Origin of the sequence: Vibrio splendidus 12E03 (genome assembly GCF_000272105.2) — a bacterium.
In the GTDB taxonomy this organism is placed as follows: Bacteria; Pseudomonadota; Gammaproteobacteria; order Enterobacterales; family Vibrionaceae; genus Vibrio; species Vibrio splendidus_I.
In genome coordinates this window covers 1-17,282 of sequence record NZ_AJZD02000359.1, presented here as the reverse complement: position 1 = coordinate 17,282, position 17,282 = coordinate 1, and the positions used below count along the sequence as shown (strand labels likewise).

Sequence of the window (17,282 nt, the reverse complement as noted above, 5' to 3'; positions counted from 1 at the left end):
TTTAGTTCCATTGAATTACGCAACAAAGCCTCTACAAGATCGGAGTACGTGTAGTATGGATCAAGTCACTACCGCTCACGAATACATAGAGCATCACTTAACCTTCTTAACTACAGGTGATGGTTTCTGGGCGTTCAACATTGACTCAATGTTGGTATCTTGGATCACGGGTTTACTGTTTATTGGAGCTTTTCGATATGTAGTGACCAAGGGCACTAGCGGTGTTCCAGGTCGTTTTCAATGTTTTATCGAGCTTATCTTTGATTTCGTTAACAACCTAGTCAAAGAGATTTTTCAAGCGGAGGATAAATTAATAGGGCCACTGGCATTAACCACTTTTGTTTGGGTGTTGTTAATGAATGCAGTCGACCTATTGCCTATAGATTTAATACCAGGGTTAACTCGTGTAATGGGTTTAGAGCACTTTAGAGACCTACCGACAGCGGATGTAAATATCCCAATGTCGATGGCACTCGGTGTGTTTATTTTATTGTTAACTTATACGTTTAAAAATAAAGGTTTGAAAGGCTTTATCAAAGAGCTAACTACTCAGCCATTTGATAACCCTCTTTTATATCCTGTTAACTTTGTTCTTGAATTAATAACATTAATTTCAAAGCCAATATCGCTAGGCTTACGATTATTCGGAAATATGTATGCAGGCGAGATGATATTCATCCTTATCGCACTAATGCCTTGGTGGATGCAATGGGCACTAAGTGTTCCATGGGCTTTATTCCACATATTAATCGTATTCTTACAAGCATTTATATTTATGGTACTGACCGTTGTTTATTTAGCAATGGCAACAGAAGAACACCATTAATTAATAACTAAAAAATTAACTAACACATTATTTATCGGAGATACAAATGGATATCGTAAGCGCAGTTTTATATGTAGCAGGTGCATTACTGATCGGTTTAGGTGCAGCGGGTGCGGCATCTGGTATTGGTAACTTAGCAGGTAAATACCTTGAAGGTGTTGCTCGTCAACCGGATCTTACTCCAATGCTTCGTACTCAATTCTTCATCATGATGGGCCTTGTGGATGCTGTACCGATGATCGGTGTTGGTATCGGTCTATACATCATCTTTGCCGTGGCTTAATTAAATAGCTTTGAAAAGATCGATTTGTAAATAATCAAGATTTAGTGAGGAAGGTATGAACTTAAATGCAAGCATGTTTGGACAAGCAATATCCTTCGTGATTTTTGTTTGGCTGTGCATGAAATATGTATGGCCCCCTCTCACCGCAATGTTAGACGAGCGCCAAAAAGAAATCGCTGATGGTTTACGCCACTCAGAGAATGCCGCGAAAGAGCTAGAACTAGCGAAATCGAATGGCGCACAACTCGTCGAAGATGCAAAAAGAAACGTGACTGAACTGATTGAACAAGGCAAAAAACGCCGCAATGAAATCATCAGCTTAGCTCACGAAGAAGCCGAGCAAGAGAAGGCACGCATCTTAGAACAAGGTAGAGCTGAACTCGAAGGCGAACGTCAAAAGTTACGCCGTGAGCTTCAGGCGGACATGGCAGACGCTGTTATTCAAAGTGCACAAAAACTGATTAGCAAAAACCTAGATTCTGAAACGAACCGAGCGTTAGTTGATCAATTGATTAGCGAACTCTAAACGGAGGCAATATGTCAGATTACACCAATATTGCTCATCCCTACGCCAAGGCATCGTTCGACTTTGCTTTAGGTGAAAACAAGTTGCAAGAGTGGCACTCAATGCTGTCGATTCTTGTGACGGTAGCGGAAGAAGAAACGATCGCTAAGCAGATTTCATCAGCAGAAGGTGTTCACACACAGCAATCTGAAGAACTGGCCAATCTCTTCATTCATATTTGCCAAGGGCTCGTTGATGACCATGTCATCAATCTTATTCGAGTCTTGGCTGAGAATGGCCGTCTTTCAGTGATAAGAGACCTGTTTAACTTGTTCAGCGATCTAAAGGACGAACATGAACGTGTAATTCCTGTCACTGTCACCAGTTCAGAATTGCTTACACAAGATCAGGTTATCTCCCTAACGGCTGCACTTGAGAAGAAATTAGAGCGTCAACTTGAAATGGAACAGGTTATTGATGACACGCTGGTTGGCGGGATTGTTATCAAAGCGGGTGAAACCGTTATCGATGGTTCTTTAAATACATCAATTAACCGATTAGCTAATCAGCTTCACGCGAGATAGGTAACAATTATGCAATTAAATTCTAATGAAATCAGCGATCTAATCAAAAATCGCATCGCGAAGTTTAATGTGAGCACCGAAGCTCGCAATGAAGGCACTATCGTATCGGTTCGTGACGGAATCATCACCATTAATGGCCTAGCGGATGTGATGCAAGGTGAGATGATTGAGCTACCGGGTGCCAAGTATGCACTCGCACTTAACCTTGATACCCACTCAGTCGGTGCCGTTGTTATGGGCCCCTACACTGACCTATCTGAAGGTATGAAGGTAAAAGGTACCGGTCGTATCTTGGAAGTACCAGTAGGTAACGGGCTTCTTGGTCGTGTCGTGAACACACTAGGCGAACCCATCGATGGTAAAGGCCCAGTAAGCTGTGACCGTCTTGACCCAGTAGAAGTGATTGCACCAGGTGTAATCGAGCGTAAGTCAGTCGATCAGCCCATTCAAACCGGTTATAAAGCCGTTGATACCATGGTGCCTATCGGTCGTGGTCAACGTGAACTTATCATCGGTGACCGTCAAACAGGTAAAACAGCGCTCGCTATCGATGCAATCATCAATCAGAAAGATTCTGGCATCAAATGTGTGTATGTAGCGATTGGCCAAAAAGCATCCACTATCGCTAACGTGGTTCGTAAACTCGAAGACCACGATGCACTAAAAAACACCATCGTCGTTGTGGCATCAGCATCAGAGTCTGCAGCACTTCAATACCTAGCGCCTTATGCGGGTTGCACAATGGGCGAATACTTCCGTGACCGCGGTGAAGATGCCCTGATCATCTATGATGACCTATCAAAACAAGCGGTTGCTTATCGTCAAATTTCATTGCTACTTAAACGCCCACCGGGTCGTGAAGCTTTCCCTGGCGACGTATTTTACCTTCACTCACGCCTTCTAGAACGTGCAGCAAGAGTGAATGCAGAGTATGTAGAGAAGTTCACTAACGGTGAAGTTAAAGGCCAAACTGGCTCATTAACAGCGCTTCCTATCATCGAAACTCAAGCGGGTGACGTGTCGGCATTTGTACCAACGAACGTAATCTCAATCACCGATGGTCAGGTTTTCCTTCAAACCCAACTGTTTAACTCAGGCTTACGTCCTGCAGTTGACCCAGGTATCTCGGTATCTCGTGTGGGTGGTGCAGCACAGTGCAAGATCATCAAGAAATTGTCGGGCGGTATCCGTACGTCATTAGCTCAATACCGTGAGCTAGCTGCGTTCGCTCAGTTCTCTTCTGACCTAGATGAGATGACACGTAAACAGCTTGACCATGGTGAACGTGTAACCGAGCTGATGAAGCAAAAACAATACTCTCCAATGTCTGTCGCTGAGCAAGCAACGGTTATCTACGCAGCAGAAAAAGGCTATTTGGCTGACGTAGAGTTGCACAAAGTGGCGCGTTTCGAAGAAGAGTTAATTGCTTACGCACAAGCTCAGAACCCAGAGTTGTTCGACACCATCAATGCCAACGGTGACTACAACGATGAGATCGACAGTGCACTTGCAAAACTGCTTGGTGACTTTGTAGCGTTGAAAGCTTGGTAAACGCTCCGGTTTGTTGGCTGGAAATCAAAACAAATTAGGAGCAGATAATGGCAAATACTAAAGAAATTCGCACCAAGATAGGCAGTGTTAGTAACACTCAGAAAATCACCAGTGCAATGGAGATGGTTGCGGCAAGTAAGATGCGTAAGGTTCAGGACAACATGACGTTAACGCGTCCCTATGCCGAGAACATGCGCAAAGTTATCTCTCACGTCGCATCGGGTTCACTGGAATACCAGCACCCTTACCTACAACAGCGTGAACCTAAGCGTGTCGCTTACATCATTATCTCGTCCGATCGCGGCTTGTGTGGTGGCTTGAACTCAAACTTGTTCAAGAAAGTGTTAGAAGAAATGGAGCAATGGCGCACCAAGGGAGTCGAGGTAGAAACAACCTTAGTGGGATCTAAGGCTATCTCGTTCTTCCACCGCGGCGGCAACGTTATTGCACAAACGTCAAGTCTTGGCGATACCCCTAAGTTAGAAGACATCTTAGGTACGGTGAACGCGATGCTGGGGCATTACGACGAAGGCAAAATTGATAGCTTGTATCTCGTTTACAACCAGTTCGTCAACACCATGGTTCAAGCGCCAACGACCTTGCAGTTGCTCCCCCACCCTTCAGACACAGAGGAAGGTAGTGAGCCTAAGAAAGCACGTCGTTGGGACTACATCTATGAGCAAGCACCCAAAGACATACTCTCAGAACTGTTACATCGATACATCGAATCGCAAGTGTATCAAGGCATTGTTGAGAGCATTGCCTGTGAGCAAGCAGCCCGAATGGTCGCTATGAAAGCGGCGACTGATAACGCAGGCCAACTCATTGATGACTTGCAGTTGGTTTACAACAAGGCGCGTCAGGCTGCCATTACCCAAGAGCTGAGTGAAATAGTCTCAGGAGCCCAAGCTGTCTAGGGCTAGAAAAGACTGGGTCAAGAACAGAATTTGAGGATTTAAGAATGAGTGTTGGAAAAATAGTTAAAGTAATCGGCGCGGTGGTTGACGTCGAGTTCAGCGGCGGCAACAGCCCACGCGTTTATGATGCATTGAAAGTGACTAGCGACGAAGCAAGCTCGTTAGTATTGGAAGTACAGCAGCAATTGGGTAGCAATATCGTTCGTTGTATTGCAATGGGTACTTCAGATGGCTTACGTCGTGGCCTAACGGTTGAAAACACAGGCTCTCCAATCACGGTTCCTGTCGGCGAAGAAACGCTAGGTCGTATCATGAACGTGCTTGGTCAACCTATCGATGAATGTGGTGAAATCGGTCAGAAAGAGAACTACGAGATTCACCGTGAAGCCCCTTCTTATGAAGAACAAGCAAACAGCACTGAGCTTCTAGAAACAGGCGTTAAGGTTATCGACCTTATCTGTCCATTCGCTAAGGGTGGTAAAATTGGTCTGTTCGGTGGTGCTGGCGTAGGTAAAACCGTCAACATGATGGAGCTTATCAACAACATCGCCAAAGCCCACTCAGGTCTTTCTGTATTTACCGGTGTAGGTGAGCGTACTCGTGAAGGTAACGACTTCTACTACGAAATGAAAGAAGCGGGTGTACTAGACAAAGTAGCCATGGTTTACGGCCAAATGAACGAGCCACCGGGAAACCGTCTACGTGTAGCACTTACAGGCCTAACTATGGCTGAGCGCTTCCGTGATGAAGGTCGTGACGTACTGTTGTTCATTGATAACATTTACCGTTACACGCTTGCCGGGACTGAGGTATCAGCTCTGCTAGGTCGTATGCCTTCAGCAGTAGGTTACCAACCAACACTCGCTGAAGAGATGGGCGTGCTTCAAGAGCGTATCACTTCAACTAGACAAGGCTCTATCACGTCTATCCAAGCGGTATACGTACCTGCGGATGACTTGACCGATCCATCACCAGCAACAACCTTTGCTCACTTAGATGCGACCGTTGTACTGTCTCGTAATATCGCGGCATTGGGCCTCTACCCTGCGATTGATCCATTGGATTCAACCTCTCGCCAGTTGGACCCGCTTGTTGTTGGTCAAGAGCACTACGACATTGCACAAAAAGTACAAACAACGCTGCAACGCTACAAAGAGCTAAAAGACATCATCGCGATTCTTGGTATGGATGAGCTGTCTACTGAAGACAAACAGACCGTATCTCGCGCTCGTAAGATTGAACGTTTCTTAACACAGCCTTACCACGTAGCCGAAGTGTTTACCGGTCAGAAAGGTGTGTTTGTACCGCTAAGCGAAACACTAAGAGGCTTTAAAGGTCTGTTAAGCGGTGAATATGACGATATCCCAGAGCAAGCGTTCTTGTACTGTGGCTCTATCGACGAAGTGCTTAACAAAGCAAAATCACTCTAAGAGGTAGGTGCACCATGGCTATCGGAATTACAGATAATACATTTCAACTTAATATTGTAAGTGCGGAAGGTACGCTGTTTTCAGGTCCAGCGTATGCCCTAGCCGTTTCTGGCGCTGATGGTGAACTGGGGATTCGCCCCGGTCACTCCCCGCTTCTCAGTAAGATCAAACCGGGCGTAACCGTGTTTGTTACAGACCCTAAATCAGAAGGCCAAGTGCTGTATGTCTCTGGTGGGATGCTGGAAGTTCAGCCGGATGTGGTTACGTTATTAGCCGACACGGCCTTGCATGGTAAAGACATTGACCGCGCTCGCGCAGAAGAAGCGAAATATGCCGCTCTAGAGAACATCAACAAGGGCAACATAGACATCAACTTTGCACAAGCTCAGCTAGAATTGGCGAAAGCCGTTGCTCAGTTACGTGCATCAGAACTGACGTCTTCTCGCACTCGTCACTGACAATAGAGCTTAGATGCTGGTGCTAGATGCTTAGTGTGTAAGATAGTCTACCCACTTAAAAACAGTTTAAGTGGGTAGACTACATCAATAACCCTCACTTCTCTTTCAATTCCCCCACCCTTTTGACCGTTCCCAATACATCCTTTTTCAGCAGCGCTTACAACATTATTTCTCTGCAAAACGCGCTTGGTGTGGGTCCAGTTCATGACCTAACGGCTGCGTCAGCGAATGATATAACTCCGGCTTACGACCGCGAATCCAACGCCTTCCGGTACACATCTCCAACTCTTCGGCTTTTAGCTCTGCAATTACCATGTCGTTATCAACGCTGTCCGTCTCTGTGATGATTTCCCCATAAGGGCTTAAGATCATCGCATTGCCAGTTCTGACTTCATCCATATCCACACCAACGCCATTGCTGAACACCACAAACATACCGTTATCGTGTGCTCTTGCAGGCAACCAACGCATTAACCATTCACGGCCATTCTTACCCTGCATTTCTGCGCGAATCGCCTCTGGGTTTTCATCTCGGTTGAACCATAGCTCTGGGTCAATTCGTTTCATCGCGTTCGGGCTGCGTGATTGACAACCACCCGTCTGGTGCGGTGCAATCAATATATCAGCCCCTTTCAACGCAGTAATTCGTACGTTCTCAACCAAGTTGTTATCCCAGCAAATCAAGATACCGACTTTGCATCCATGAGGTGTATCGAACACAGTATATTGGTCACCGCTGCTCATGTATGGGCTAACGAAGGTGTGCAGTTTGCGGTGCTTCTGTACCTCACCATTGGGCATGGCAAATACATAGGTGTTGTATAGCTCGCCATCGCAACCCTGCTCTATCAAACCAGCGCCAACACTGATGCCAAATTGCGTAGCTAGCGAAATTAATATTTGAGTCGATTCGCCATTCGGGACTGGTTCTGCGAGAGCTTCTATCTCTCCTCGTGATAATTCAGACACATGCCAATACCCTGTGATACACATTTCTGGGAAGCTGATAATCTCCACACCATTGTTCGCTGCCTGTTGAACGTATTGCTCAATCACCGACAAGTTATACGGTTTGTCGCCTGCATGATGGTTAAACTGAACCGATGCTACTTTGATGTCTCTTTTCATGATTCGTCCTCAAATTCCGCTTTATCTTATTTGGTATGAACTCAGTATAAAAAATCAATTCAATTCCATATAATGAAACATATTCTCAATTCAATGAGCATTTGGAATGGAATTTGATCTACTGAAGGCATTTTGTCAGCTGGCTAAATCGGGAAATTACCGTTTGGCGTCAGAGCAGCTCTACATAACTCAATCGGCACTCACTAAAAAGATTCAAAGACTTGAATCCAACATTGGGGCATCTTTGTTTTCTCGTGGCAGAAATGGCGCAGAGCTCACGCACGCAGGAAAAACGTTACTGGCAGAAGCCCAACGTTTGGTTCATTCAATGCAAGCGTTTGAGCAGCTGTCAGGCTCTGTGGTGAACGGAACTCAGGGGCATTTAAACATTGGCTTTGGCGTGTCTACTTATCATGAAGCACCCAAGCTTATTGCCGCTTATAAACAACGATACTCAGACGTTCATATCACCTTAAATGACACACCTTCCAAGCAACAGACGGATGAACTGTCAAACCATGAACTCGATATCAGCTTCAATCGGATACCAGAATCATCGGATTTAGAAAGCCTAACCCTATTCAATGACTCCCTTGTGATAGCCATTCACAAAGATCTTCTCAAGCAAGCGGCAAATAAAGTTCAAGTTATCTCTGAGTTAGCGAAGTGGCCTTACCTAAAGCTCGCCCAACACCGTGGCCCCGGATTAGACAGACAGATTCAACAATATTGCCTCGCCAATAATATCGACCTATCAAAGGCACAAGAAGCCGACGACATTCTTACCCTGCTAGCATTAGTATCGGCCAATATCGGTTTCACCATTGTACCTAGCAGCGCGCAGTACATTAGCAATACCAATGTTGAGTTCATTGCGTTACAAGGTAAGCACGCCACTTGGCCTGTCGGATTAATATGGAATGGAGAGAGTGAAAACCCACTCAGGGATAGGTTCGTAGAGTTTGTGGCGAAGCAGGTAGGAAACAGCTTATAAGTCAGCGATGGCTATTAGTGCTTAGGTAAGGTGCAAAGTGCGGTGGCAAGTGCAGTGCAAGTGACAAGGGCAATATAAAGCGCACTGTACTTTATATTGCATACTCGACAGAAAAGTGACTTCGACAGTTCACTATTAACAATCAAAGCTGATTGGCTTCAAACCAGCTACGAATATGTTGTGCAACTATCTTTGGTTGCTCCATTGTCGATAAGTGTCCGCAATCAGGAATGACATGAAGCGATACCTGATTGATGTGTTTTGCCATTAACAGGTGATTATCGATTGGACATAGCAGGTCGTCTTTCCCAGTAATGATTAACGTAGGAACCTGAATGTCGGCCAGTAGTGGTCTTGCATCAGGACGGGTCGCCAAAGCTTGAGCGTGAGCTTCAAACTTTTCAACGCCGATATTGTTCGCCATTTGCGTAATTCTTTGAGTCAGCTCTTGATTCGCTAGCTGGTTCGGATGAATTAGCACCGGCATTAAGATATCAGGCGTTATTGACCCAAACTCCCCCCCTGCTTTTGCTTTATCAACCAAGGCGTTTCTCTTCTCTGACACTTCTGGCTTTTCATCTGCAGAATTGGTGTCCATTAAGATCAAACCTTTCACGCGTTGTGGCGCTTGTCGAAAAACTTCGAACGCAAGAATGCCGCCCATAGACAAGCCACCAAGTACGAAATTTTCCGGAGCGTTATCTAGCACTTTACTCGCTAAGGCTTGCATGGATATGTCGGCTCCCAAGTCACAAGTAAAAGGAGCCACCCAATCGGGCAGCTCTTTATTGACGTCTTGAAACAACGCTTCATCACATAACAAACCAGGTAACCATAACAGTGGTACTTCTGGTTTCATCATTAATTACCCTGCAGTGTTTGTGGCTGGTCAGAACCCAATACCACGTAAGTGAAGCTCGTGCCTCTGAGGTTCTCAAGGCTGTACGATGCACCTGCGGGTACACTAAATACATCGCCACTCGTCAACACCAGTTGAGCTTGTTCGCCATCTTTCACAAGATTAAGCAAGGTATCGCCTTCAAAGTTAATCAACACCTGCTTTTCATCACGTTGGTGAACAGGAATACTCGCACCTTCCGTTAACTCGTACGCCATGATACTTACATCATCCACGCTCTTAACTTGGAAGTCGTAGCTCGCAGACGGGTGGCCCGTTAATGCAAACTGTTTAACGCCAGGCTTGTCAAAGTCACCTGAGATTTCTCGGTAATCCTTTTTCAATGCTACGAAAGGCATCATCTGCTTAGCTGTGTACGTATCGAACTTGCTCAGCTCTTCGTCCGTTAGCAGTGGCATCAATTCAGACTCACTAGGCACTGCATCACCATCAATAGTATCAACCAGCGTGCCGTCTGCTTTTAGGTATAAACCGTAGCCTTGGCTGTCTGTAATCACACTTGGGTGCCAAACCACGCCACCGCCAGAGTTGTCACCACCTAACACAGAGTACATAAAGCCGTAATCACGCCCTACAACCTCAAAGCCTCGAAACAGGTTAGTTGGAATCGAGATAACATCGCCGTGCGACAATACCGCTTCGTGTTCACCTTCGTTACCCCAGTAGAATCTAAACTGACCTTTGAAGACAACGAATAGCTCAGCAGTATGATGAGAGTGCAGAGAGTTCTTAATGCCTGGAGGCTGACCAGCTGCACCAATGTTAAAGCCAGCAGTTTCACGGATATGAACATGCTGACGGCTGCTTTCAGCCACACCAGCACCAATGATACAGAAGTTGTCTTTTAGATCGCTTCCCGGAGTACGTGCATCAATGAAAGCACTCGTGCCTGGGATAAGCTCCATGTAACGAACCAGATTGTTATTTATTTTATTTTGTAGGGTCATTCTAAATTCCTTCTTACCTAACCTAGCGGTCTTCCACCATCGACGGCGATGGTAGTTCCGGTTGAAAATGTCAGTAGCTCTGCGGCTGCATAAACGGCATTCGCAACCTCTTCATCACTCGCTAATCGTTTAAGCGGTGTCGACTGCTCTTGTGCATTGCGCCATTCATCATCTAACCCTTTGACAAATTCGGTATCCACTAAGCCAGGAGCAACAGCGAGTACTCGGATATCTGGAGATAAAGCGCGGCCTAATGAACGTGTCATGTTTTCAACCGCTGATTTACTCGCACAGTACGCCACGTTGCTACCCATTGCGGTTTGCGCTGCAATCGAGGTAATGTTTACTACGCAACCCTTAGCGCTGCGAAGTAAAGCCTCAAACGCACGAACCATCGCAAATGGAGCGCGAACATTGACGCGGAAGATCTTATCTATCAGCTCATCATTCAAAGATGCTAAATCATTGTGCGCGACAAATTTCGTCATACCAGCGCAGTTCACTAGCAAGTCTAATGAATCCGACGACTCTTTAACTTGTTCGGCCAAAGCGCCAATCGCTGAACTGTCTTCAACATTCAGTTGATACATCGCATGACCTGAACCTTGCAAGCTGTCCAAGATCTGTTGAGCTGCAACCTCATTGCTGTTGTAGGTAAATACAACGCGATAGCCAGATTGCGCTAATTTGTGACATATGGCGGCACCGATGCCGCCACTGCCGCCTGTAACTAAGGCGAGTTTTGTCATGTTATGCCTCTACCGATTTTTCTTTGTAGCGACGTACACGAATGTCTGCTTGCTCTTTATGGCCAGCGAAACCTTCTAGTGCACACAGACGTGAACAGTACTCACCTACTTTTAGCGAAGCCGCTTCAGTTACGCGCTGGTAAGTACATGTTTTAATGAATTTACCAACCCACAGACCACCGGTGTAGCGTGCTGCTTTGTTTGTTGGCAGCGTATGGTTAGTGCCGATACATTTGTCGCCGTAAGAAACGTTTGTCTCACGACCTAAGAACAACGCGCCGTAGTTAGTCATGTTATCTAGGAAGTACTTAGGATCTTTTGTCATTACTTGGACGTGCTCAGAAGCAATATCATCTGCCACTTCAACCATCTCTTCGTAGTTATCACAAACAATAACCTGACCGTAGTTTTCCCAAGCTTTACCAGCGACTTCAGCAGTAGGAAGAATCGTTAGCTGACGCTCAATCTCTTTAACTGTTTCTTCTGCAAAAGTCTCGCTATTCGTTAGCAATACCGCTGGAGAGTTGTAACCGTGCTCAGCTTGACCAAGTAAGTCCGCTGCTGCTAATTCAGGGTCACATCCCTCTTCGTCTGCAATAACAAGCGTCTCTGTTGGGCCAGCAAACAAGTCAATACCAACACGACCAAACAGCTGACGTTTTGCCTCTGCAACAAATGCGTTACCCGGACCAACGATCATATCAACTGGAGCAATCGTTTCTGTACCAAGCGCCATCGCACCTACCGCTTGTACACCGCCAAAACAGTAAATCTCATCCGCTCCAGCCATCGCCATTGCCGCAACAATCGCCACATTTGGTTGACCATTAAAAGGAGGAGCACAAGCAATCACACGCTTCACGCCAGCCACTTTCGCAGTAAGAACACTCATGTGCGCTGATGCAACCAATGGGTACTTACCACCTGGGATGTAACAACCAACACTGTTTACTGGCACGTTTTTGTGGCCCAGTACAACACCCGGCATCGTCTCTACTTCTACATCATGCATTGAGTCACGTTGAATCTGAGCGAAGTTGCGAACCTGTGTTTGTGCAAATTCAATGTCGTGCTTAGTAGATTCATCCAATGCGTCCACACATGCCTGAATTTGGTCATCTGTTAAGCGAAACTGCTCCGGAGACCAGTTATCAAATTTTTCTGAAAGCTCACGTACTGCACTGTCACCTTTCTTTTCGATGTCAGAAAGAATGTTCTCAACCGTTTGACGTACTTGCGCGTTGTTTGATGCTGATGCTTCTTCAGTGATGCCGTGTTTTAGAATGCGAGCCATGCTTAATTCTCCTTGTGGCGTATGCCTAGTGTTTGCTTATGTGTAGTTTTAACAGAGTTTATTTTTTGTTTTGTATACTTTTGGATACGAATGCAAAACAAACATAAACATTTTTTTAACACTTGGCAAATTCATTTCTCGACTTAAAAAATCAAATGCAAATTATTGTTTTAAAGGTAAAAATCATTTAAAAACGACCAGATGCGATACTTATCGGATTAAAATACAATCAATTTATGTTGCATTGATCACATTATTTTTACTCTTTTTTTACAACAACACATGTTAAGTTTTGCATACCTTTGCAAAAGAAAACAAAAAGTAATGGAGAATAGAAAGTAATGGATAACTTCAAGAACACATTAAGCAACACCGAGCTACTTGGAACTTTTGTTAAAACCCCTCACCCACACATCATTGAAGTGCTGGCGTTGGCTGAACTCCCTTTCATTGTGCTAGACGCAGAACACGCCCCTTTTGATCGATCGACACTGGATAGCTGTATTCTTGCTGCGCGCGCTAATCAACTCCCTTGCGTGGTTCGAGTTCAAGATAGCCAGCCGTCGACCATTTTGAATGCGTTAGATTGCGGTGCGACAGGAATCCAGATCCCACACGTATGCAGTGCCAAGCAAGCAGAAAAGTTAGTGAAGATGTCCCATTATGGTGAAGGTGGCCGAGGCTATGCTGGCTCAAGCCGCGCAGCAAAATACGCAACCAAACCGATGGCCAACCACCTAAAAGACAGCCAGAACAACACGGTTGTGATTGCTCAAATTGAAGATCCAGAGGGTGTGGTAAATGCAGAGTCGATAGCAAAAGTGGAAGGCATCGATGCACTCTTTATCGGTCAAGTGGATTTGGCGGTATCTTACGGCGCATCAAATGTAAATGAAGAGTGTGTGCGCGAAGCAAGTATCAAAGTCATTGAAGCAGCTCAGAAAGCCAAAAAACCTGTAGGTATGTTCGTCGCCAATGCCCAAGCGGCGCGTCACTGGAAAGAGCTTGGCGTTAACTTCTTTTGCGTCGGTTCTGAACACAAAATGATCATTGATGGCTTTCGAAATGAGCAAGCCGTCATGAATTCATAATTTTTGTTTGTGATTTCAACGGTTACACGTATTGTAATTATCAAACCAGACTCATTAAATGTGTCATTGCGCTTGGATTTATCGCGTTATAAGGAGATTCACCATAAAAGCGAAAGTTACTTCTATTGATGTCGCCAAAATGCTCGGCGTATCTCAATCTACCGTTTCTCGGGCATTTAGCCCTACTGCAAGTATCAGTGAGAAGAAACGTAAAATGGTGATGGATGCAGCGACCAAGCTTGGCTATACGCCAAATGCGATCGCTCGCAGCCTTATTTCCAATCGTTCAGGACTGGTCGCGATCGCACTTGATAGCGAATCAAACCCAATGTACGACTTGCAATCTCGAGCCCTTGCGATGGAAATCCAAAAGCGTGGCGGTCAAGTCGTGCTTTGCCCTATCGACAAAGACGACTTAGACCTTGCGATTTCAAGAGCCATTGAATACCAAGTTGATGGTTTGATCATCGCCACCAGCCGTCTCACCTCTCGTGCGTTCGCACAGTGTGAAAAGTTTGGTGTTCACTTAAGCCTCATCAACCGCTATACAGAAAGCATTAATGCGAACAGTGCAGGCTTAGATAACCAACAAGCAGGCACACAAGCGGCCGACTACTTGCTTGATAAGGGTTACAAACAGCTGGCTTACGTGAGTGGTGACGCAGGCTCAATGACCAGTGATAAACGTTGGTCAGGCTTCTCTGAAACAACCAAAATGCGTGAAGCGGCTTCACCTATCTACATAAACGCTAAATACAGTTTCGAAGCTGGGTTAGAAGCAGCCAAAGAGTTAATGGAACACACCTCAAAGCCTGACGCCGTGTTCTGTGCCAATGATATCTTAGCTATGGGCGTTATGGATGGCTTAAGAAAGCTCGGCTGCCTTATCCCTCAAGACTTTGCTGTGATGGGCGTGGATGATATCCCAATGGCAGCTTGGCCAAGCTATGATCTCACTACCATCGCTCAGCCTATCGATAAAATCGTGAAAAGTGCCGTCGAAGACTTAATGCAACGGATAAACGACAACGTAGATGCTAAAGGCGAATACCTACTCGAACCTGGCACCATTATAGAGCGCGGGAGTACAGCTAAAATCTCTTAAGCTGCTTTCTCCTCTTTCACAAGTTTGCTGTAAACCTGCCATCTAACGCCGCCAATTTTAGACTAAAAGCCCTAATTTCAAATTGGGGCTTTTTTCTGTGATCTCGCCTAAAAATTCATCGATTCACATAAATTTCATTATCAAATCGCCCTAATTGTTATTGACTTGTTAGCTCTGCGTTTATATTTTGGATTCGTATGCAAAATTAGGATATGAAGTGCGGATAAATAACCCACTGAACAACATGGCTCAAATGAATGCACATAAAAGCCATGTGATGAACAAGGAAGAACAATGAAACGCGCAATCTTTACCTCGATTACTGCCCTCGGCTTAACGCTATCTAGCATGAATACCTTTGCAAGCAATGTGATTCGTCTTGCTCACGATAGCCAAGAAACATCACCTGTTCACAAAGCAATGCTTCATTTTGAAAAAGAGCTTGAAGCTCGTTCAAATGGAGAGCTTGAAGTGGAGATCTACCCAGCAAGACAACTGGGTGATGTTCGTGAAACCACAGAACTCGTTCAACAAGGCAACTTACAGATGACATTCGGTGCCTCTGTATTGCTATCGCCATACGTACCTGAGTTCAACGTGCTTGATGTTTTTTACCTTTTTGAAGATGAAGCACAAGCACACAAGGCATTGGACAGCGACAAGATCGGCAAACCACTTCTTACGTCAATGGAATCGAAAGGCTTCCACGGCTTAGGTTTCATGGAGGTTGGTTTTCGTAGTATCACTAACAACAAGCAACCTATCGAAAGTATTGAAGATCTTAATAGTTTAAAAATTCGTTCAGCGTCTAACCCAACACAAATCAGTGCTTGGAAATCGGTAGGTACAGCGCCTACACCACTCTCTTGGGGTGAGATCTTCACTTCACTACAACAAGGCTTAATCAACTCACAAGAAAGCGCAGTTTACTCAATTTACGCCGAGCGTTTTTATGAAGCACAAGAGTACCTATCGCTAACCAACCATATTTACACGAACTACGTGCTATTCATGAATAAAGAGTTCTGGGACGCTCTACCAAGCGATCAACAAGCTCTAATCAATGAAGTAAGCCAAGAAACCATCGCGGTCCAGCGTGATCTGGCGGCGAAACAAAACCAAGAAGTCATCAAAGAACTTGAAGCGAAAGGCATGACAGTAAACGTAGTGCCGACTGACGTACGTGCTCAGATGAAAGAAAAAATGAATGCCGCGGTTTACCAAGAACTGCGTAGCAAAACCGGTGAAGAACTCTTCGACAGTGTGATCACAGAAATAGAGCAACTCTAATTCACCTATCACGACTGTTAGCCCTTCATGGGTGCCCGTTATTGACTCAGGCTTTAAGGCTTCACCTTAAGGTCAAGCTTTAAGCCTGAGATGCTGTTCATTCATTGGTATTCATTGCCCTTTTCAACACTCTTTGGAGTTACGTATGAAATGGTTTCGCCTGTTCGACCGATACTTCGAACCAACACTGATCGTACTTTCTATCTCGTTAATGACCGCTCTGCTGTGTTTACAGATAGCATTGCGCCTATTCGACGCCTCAATCGCTTGGGCAGAAGAACTCGCCCGTTACCTTTTCGTTTGGGCGATGTACTTAAGCATCAGCTATTGTATTCGTGATGACCGACATATTCGAATTCGTCTGTTCATCGACAAACTACCTGGTAATCTAACTCACTACACTTTGATTCTTTCTGATCTTATCTACCTTGCCTTCAGCTGTACTGTTGCCTGGTTTGGTTTCAAAGTGATTGGTCGAAGCCTGAAACTGGGCCAAATCGCTCCAGCAATGGAAATCCCGATTGCATGCTTATATGCCTCTGTGCTTGTTTGTGCCGTGCTCAGTGCCATTCGCCTTGTCGTTAGCATCAATAAGCGCATTTCAATTATTGCTTACTCGCCAAAATCGGTTCGACTCACGCAACACCGTTACCGTCACTTGAAAGCAAAACACCGCACTTCTAACCGCTTGTTGGAGCTAAGCTTATGACCTCTGCTTTGTTATTTGGTAGTTTCGGATTACTGCTTCTTATTGGCGTTCCCGTAGGTATCGCACTCGCAGGTGCCAGCATGCTGGCGATCTTGAGCCTACCCTTCCTAAATATCGAATTTTTAGTACAGGGCTTGGTGACAGGGCTAGACTCTTTCCCACTATTGGCCGTAGTGCTCTTCACATTGGCCGGTAACCTAATGAGCCAAGGCGGTATATCAAAACGTCTTTTGCATGTCGCCGAAGTCTTCTTTGGTCACTTCACCGGTGGTTTAGGGATTGTGGCTATCGTTGCATGTATGTTCTTTGCCTCCATCTCTGGTACAGGTTCAGCAACCGTTGCGGCTATTGGCTTAACAATGATTCCGTCTATGGTTAAAAAAGGCTACGACCGCAGCTTTGCCGGTGCATTGATCGCTTCTTCAGGCGGTATCGGTGTGATTATTCCACCGTCTGTCGTGATGATCGTCTATGCCATTACTGCCGAAGTATCCGTAACCAA

19 protein-coding genes are annotated in these 17,282 nt (G+C 45.4%); 14 read left to right on the top strand and 5 right to left on the bottom strand.

Features of this window, described 5'->3' with window-relative positions:
- Window positions 1-55 precede the first annotated feature (55 nt).
- The 8 genes from atpB to A142_RS23705 are packed head-to-tail and all read left to right on the top strand — an operon-like array spanning window position 56 to window position 6,554.
- Window positions 56-826: a F0F1 ATP synthase subunit A gene (gene atpB / locus A142_RS23740; RefSeq protein ID WP_017082381.1), complete on the top strand. Its 771-nt coding sequence runs from the start codon at window positions 56-58 to the stop codon at window positions 824-826.
- A 46-nt stretch (window positions 827-872) separates the two neighbouring features.
- On the top strand, window positions 873-1,109 hold the full coding sequence (atpE, locus tag A142_RS23735; RefSeq protein ID WP_004730405.1) for a F0F1 ATP synthase subunit C: 237 nt from the start codon (window positions 873-875) through the stop codon (window positions 1,107-1,109).
- A 55-nt stretch (window positions 1,110-1,164) separates the two neighbouring features.
- Window positions 1,165-1,635 (top strand): F0F1 ATP synthase subunit B, encoded by a 471-nt coding sequence (locus A142_RS23730; RefSeq protein WP_017632741.1) that lies wholly within the window; start codon window positions 1,165-1,167, stop codon window positions 1,633-1,635.
- An 11-nt stretch (window positions 1,636-1,646) separates the two neighbouring features.
- Window positions 1,647-2,198 carry a F0F1 ATP synthase subunit delta gene (locus A142_RS23725; protein ID WP_019820618.1) on the top strand — a complete coding sequence of 184 codons (552 nt, stop codon included), beginning with the start codon at window positions 1,647-1,649 and terminating at the stop codon, window positions 2,196-2,198.
- A gap of 9 nt (window positions 2,199-2,207) precedes the next feature.
- Window positions 2,208-3,749 carry a F0F1 ATP synthase subunit alpha gene (gene atpA / locus A142_RS23720; protein WP_019820617.1) on the top strand — a complete coding sequence of 514 codons (1,542 nt, stop codon included), beginning with the start codon at window positions 2,208-2,210 and terminating at the stop codon, window positions 3,747-3,749.
- 47 nt (window positions 3,750-3,796) lie between these two features.
- Window positions 3,797-4,666 (top strand): F0F1 ATP synthase subunit gamma, encoded by an 870-nt coding sequence (gene atpG, locus A142_RS23715; protein ID WP_019820616.1) that lies wholly within the window; start codon window positions 3,797-3,799, stop codon window positions 4,664-4,666.
- A 44-nt stretch (window positions 4,667-4,710) separates the two neighbouring features.
- Window positions 4,711-6,096, top strand: a complete 1,386-nt coding sequence (atpD, locus tag A142_RS23710; protein WP_019820615.1) for a F0F1 ATP synthase subunit beta — start codon at window positions 4,711-4,713, stop codon at window positions 6,094-6,096.
- Between the two features lie 14 nt (window positions 6,097-6,110).
- Window positions 6,111-6,554 (top strand): F0F1 ATP synthase subunit epsilon, encoded by a 444-nt coding sequence (locus tag A142_RS23705; protein ID WP_019820614.1) that lies wholly within the window; start codon window positions 6,111-6,113, stop codon window positions 6,552-6,554.
- Window positions 6,555-6,719: 165 nt separating this feature from the next.
- Here A142_RS23705 and A142_RS23700 read toward each other — a convergent pair whose 3' ends face one another.
- Window positions 6,720-7,682, bottom strand: coding sequence for a nitrilase family protein (locus A142_RS23700; protein WP_019820613.1), 963 nt, complete (start codon window positions 7,680-7,682; stop codon window positions 6,720-6,722).
- Between the two features lie 106 nt (window positions 7,683-7,788).
- Here A142_RS23700 and A142_RS23695 point away from each other — a divergent pair, with 106 nt between their 5' ends.
- Window positions 7,789-8,676 (top strand): LysR family transcriptional regulator, encoded by an 888-nt coding sequence (locus A142_RS23695; RefSeq protein ID WP_019820612.1) that lies wholly within the window; start codon window positions 7,789-7,791, stop codon window positions 8,674-8,676.
- A 142-nt stretch (window positions 8,677-8,818) separates the two neighbouring features.
- Here the strand turns inward: A142_RS23695 and A142_RS23690 are convergent, their stop codons facing one another.
- From A142_RS23690 to hisD, 4 genes are read right to left on the bottom strand one after another with little or no spacing between them, the layout of a single operon-like run.
- Complete coding sequence (locus A142_RS23690) at window positions 8,819-9,535, bottom strand: alpha/beta fold hydrolase (protein ID WP_029405310.1); 717 nt, start codon at window positions 9,533-9,535, stop codon at window positions 8,819-8,821.
- 2 nt (window positions 9,536-9,537) lie between these two features.
- A complete protein-coding gene (locus A142_RS23685; RefSeq protein WP_019820610.1) occupies window positions 9,538-10,542 on the bottom strand; it encodes a cupin domain-containing protein in 1,005 nt (334 codons plus the stop codon).
- 17 nt (window positions 10,543-10,559) lie between these two features.
- The gene (locus tag A142_RS23680) at window positions 10,560-11,291 is read right to left on the bottom strand and encodes an SDR family NAD(P)-dependent oxidoreductase (RefSeq protein ID WP_019820609.1); all 732 of its coding nucleotides are present in this window, start codon (window positions 11,289-11,291) and stop codon (window positions 10,560-10,562) included.
- Window position 11,292: 1 nt separating this feature from the next.
- Entirely contained in the window at window positions 11,293-12,585 is a 1,293-nt protein-coding gene (gene hisD / locus A142_RS23675; protein WP_019820608.1) for a histidinol dehydrogenase, read from the bottom strand.
- A 341-nt stretch (window positions 12,586-12,926) separates the two neighbouring features.
- On the opposite strand from hisD, the gene A142_RS23670 reads away from it, so the two are divergent.
- From A142_RS23670 to A142_RS23650, 5 genes are all read left to right on the top strand, one after another.
- A complete protein-coding gene (locus tag A142_RS23670) occupies window positions 12,927-13,676 on the top strand; it encodes an HpcH/HpaI aldolase family protein (protein ID WP_019820607.1) in 750 nt (249 codons plus the stop codon).
- A gap of 139 nt (window positions 13,677-13,815) precedes the next feature.
- A complete protein-coding gene (locus A142_RS23665; protein ID WP_019820606.1) occupies window positions 13,816-14,781 on the top strand; it encodes a LacI family DNA-binding transcriptional regulator in 966 nt (321 codons plus the stop codon).
- Between the two features lie 294 nt (window positions 14,782-15,075).
- Entirely contained in the window at window positions 15,076-16,071 is a 996-nt protein-coding gene (locus A142_RS23660; RefSeq protein ID WP_019820605.1) for a TRAP transporter substrate-binding protein, read from the top strand.
- A 145-nt stretch (window positions 16,072-16,216) separates the two neighbouring features.
- Window positions 16,217-16,780: a TRAP transporter small permease gene (locus A142_RS23655; RefSeq protein WP_019820603.1), complete on the top strand. Its 564-nt coding sequence runs from the start codon at window positions 16,217-16,219 to the stop codon at window positions 16,778-16,780.
- The coding region (locus tag A142_RS23650) for a TRAP transporter large permease subunit (protein ID WP_019820601.1) at window positions 16,777-17,282 on the top strand (506 nt) is incomplete at its 3' end. The genes A142_RS23655 and A142_RS23650, both read left to right, overlap by 4 nt.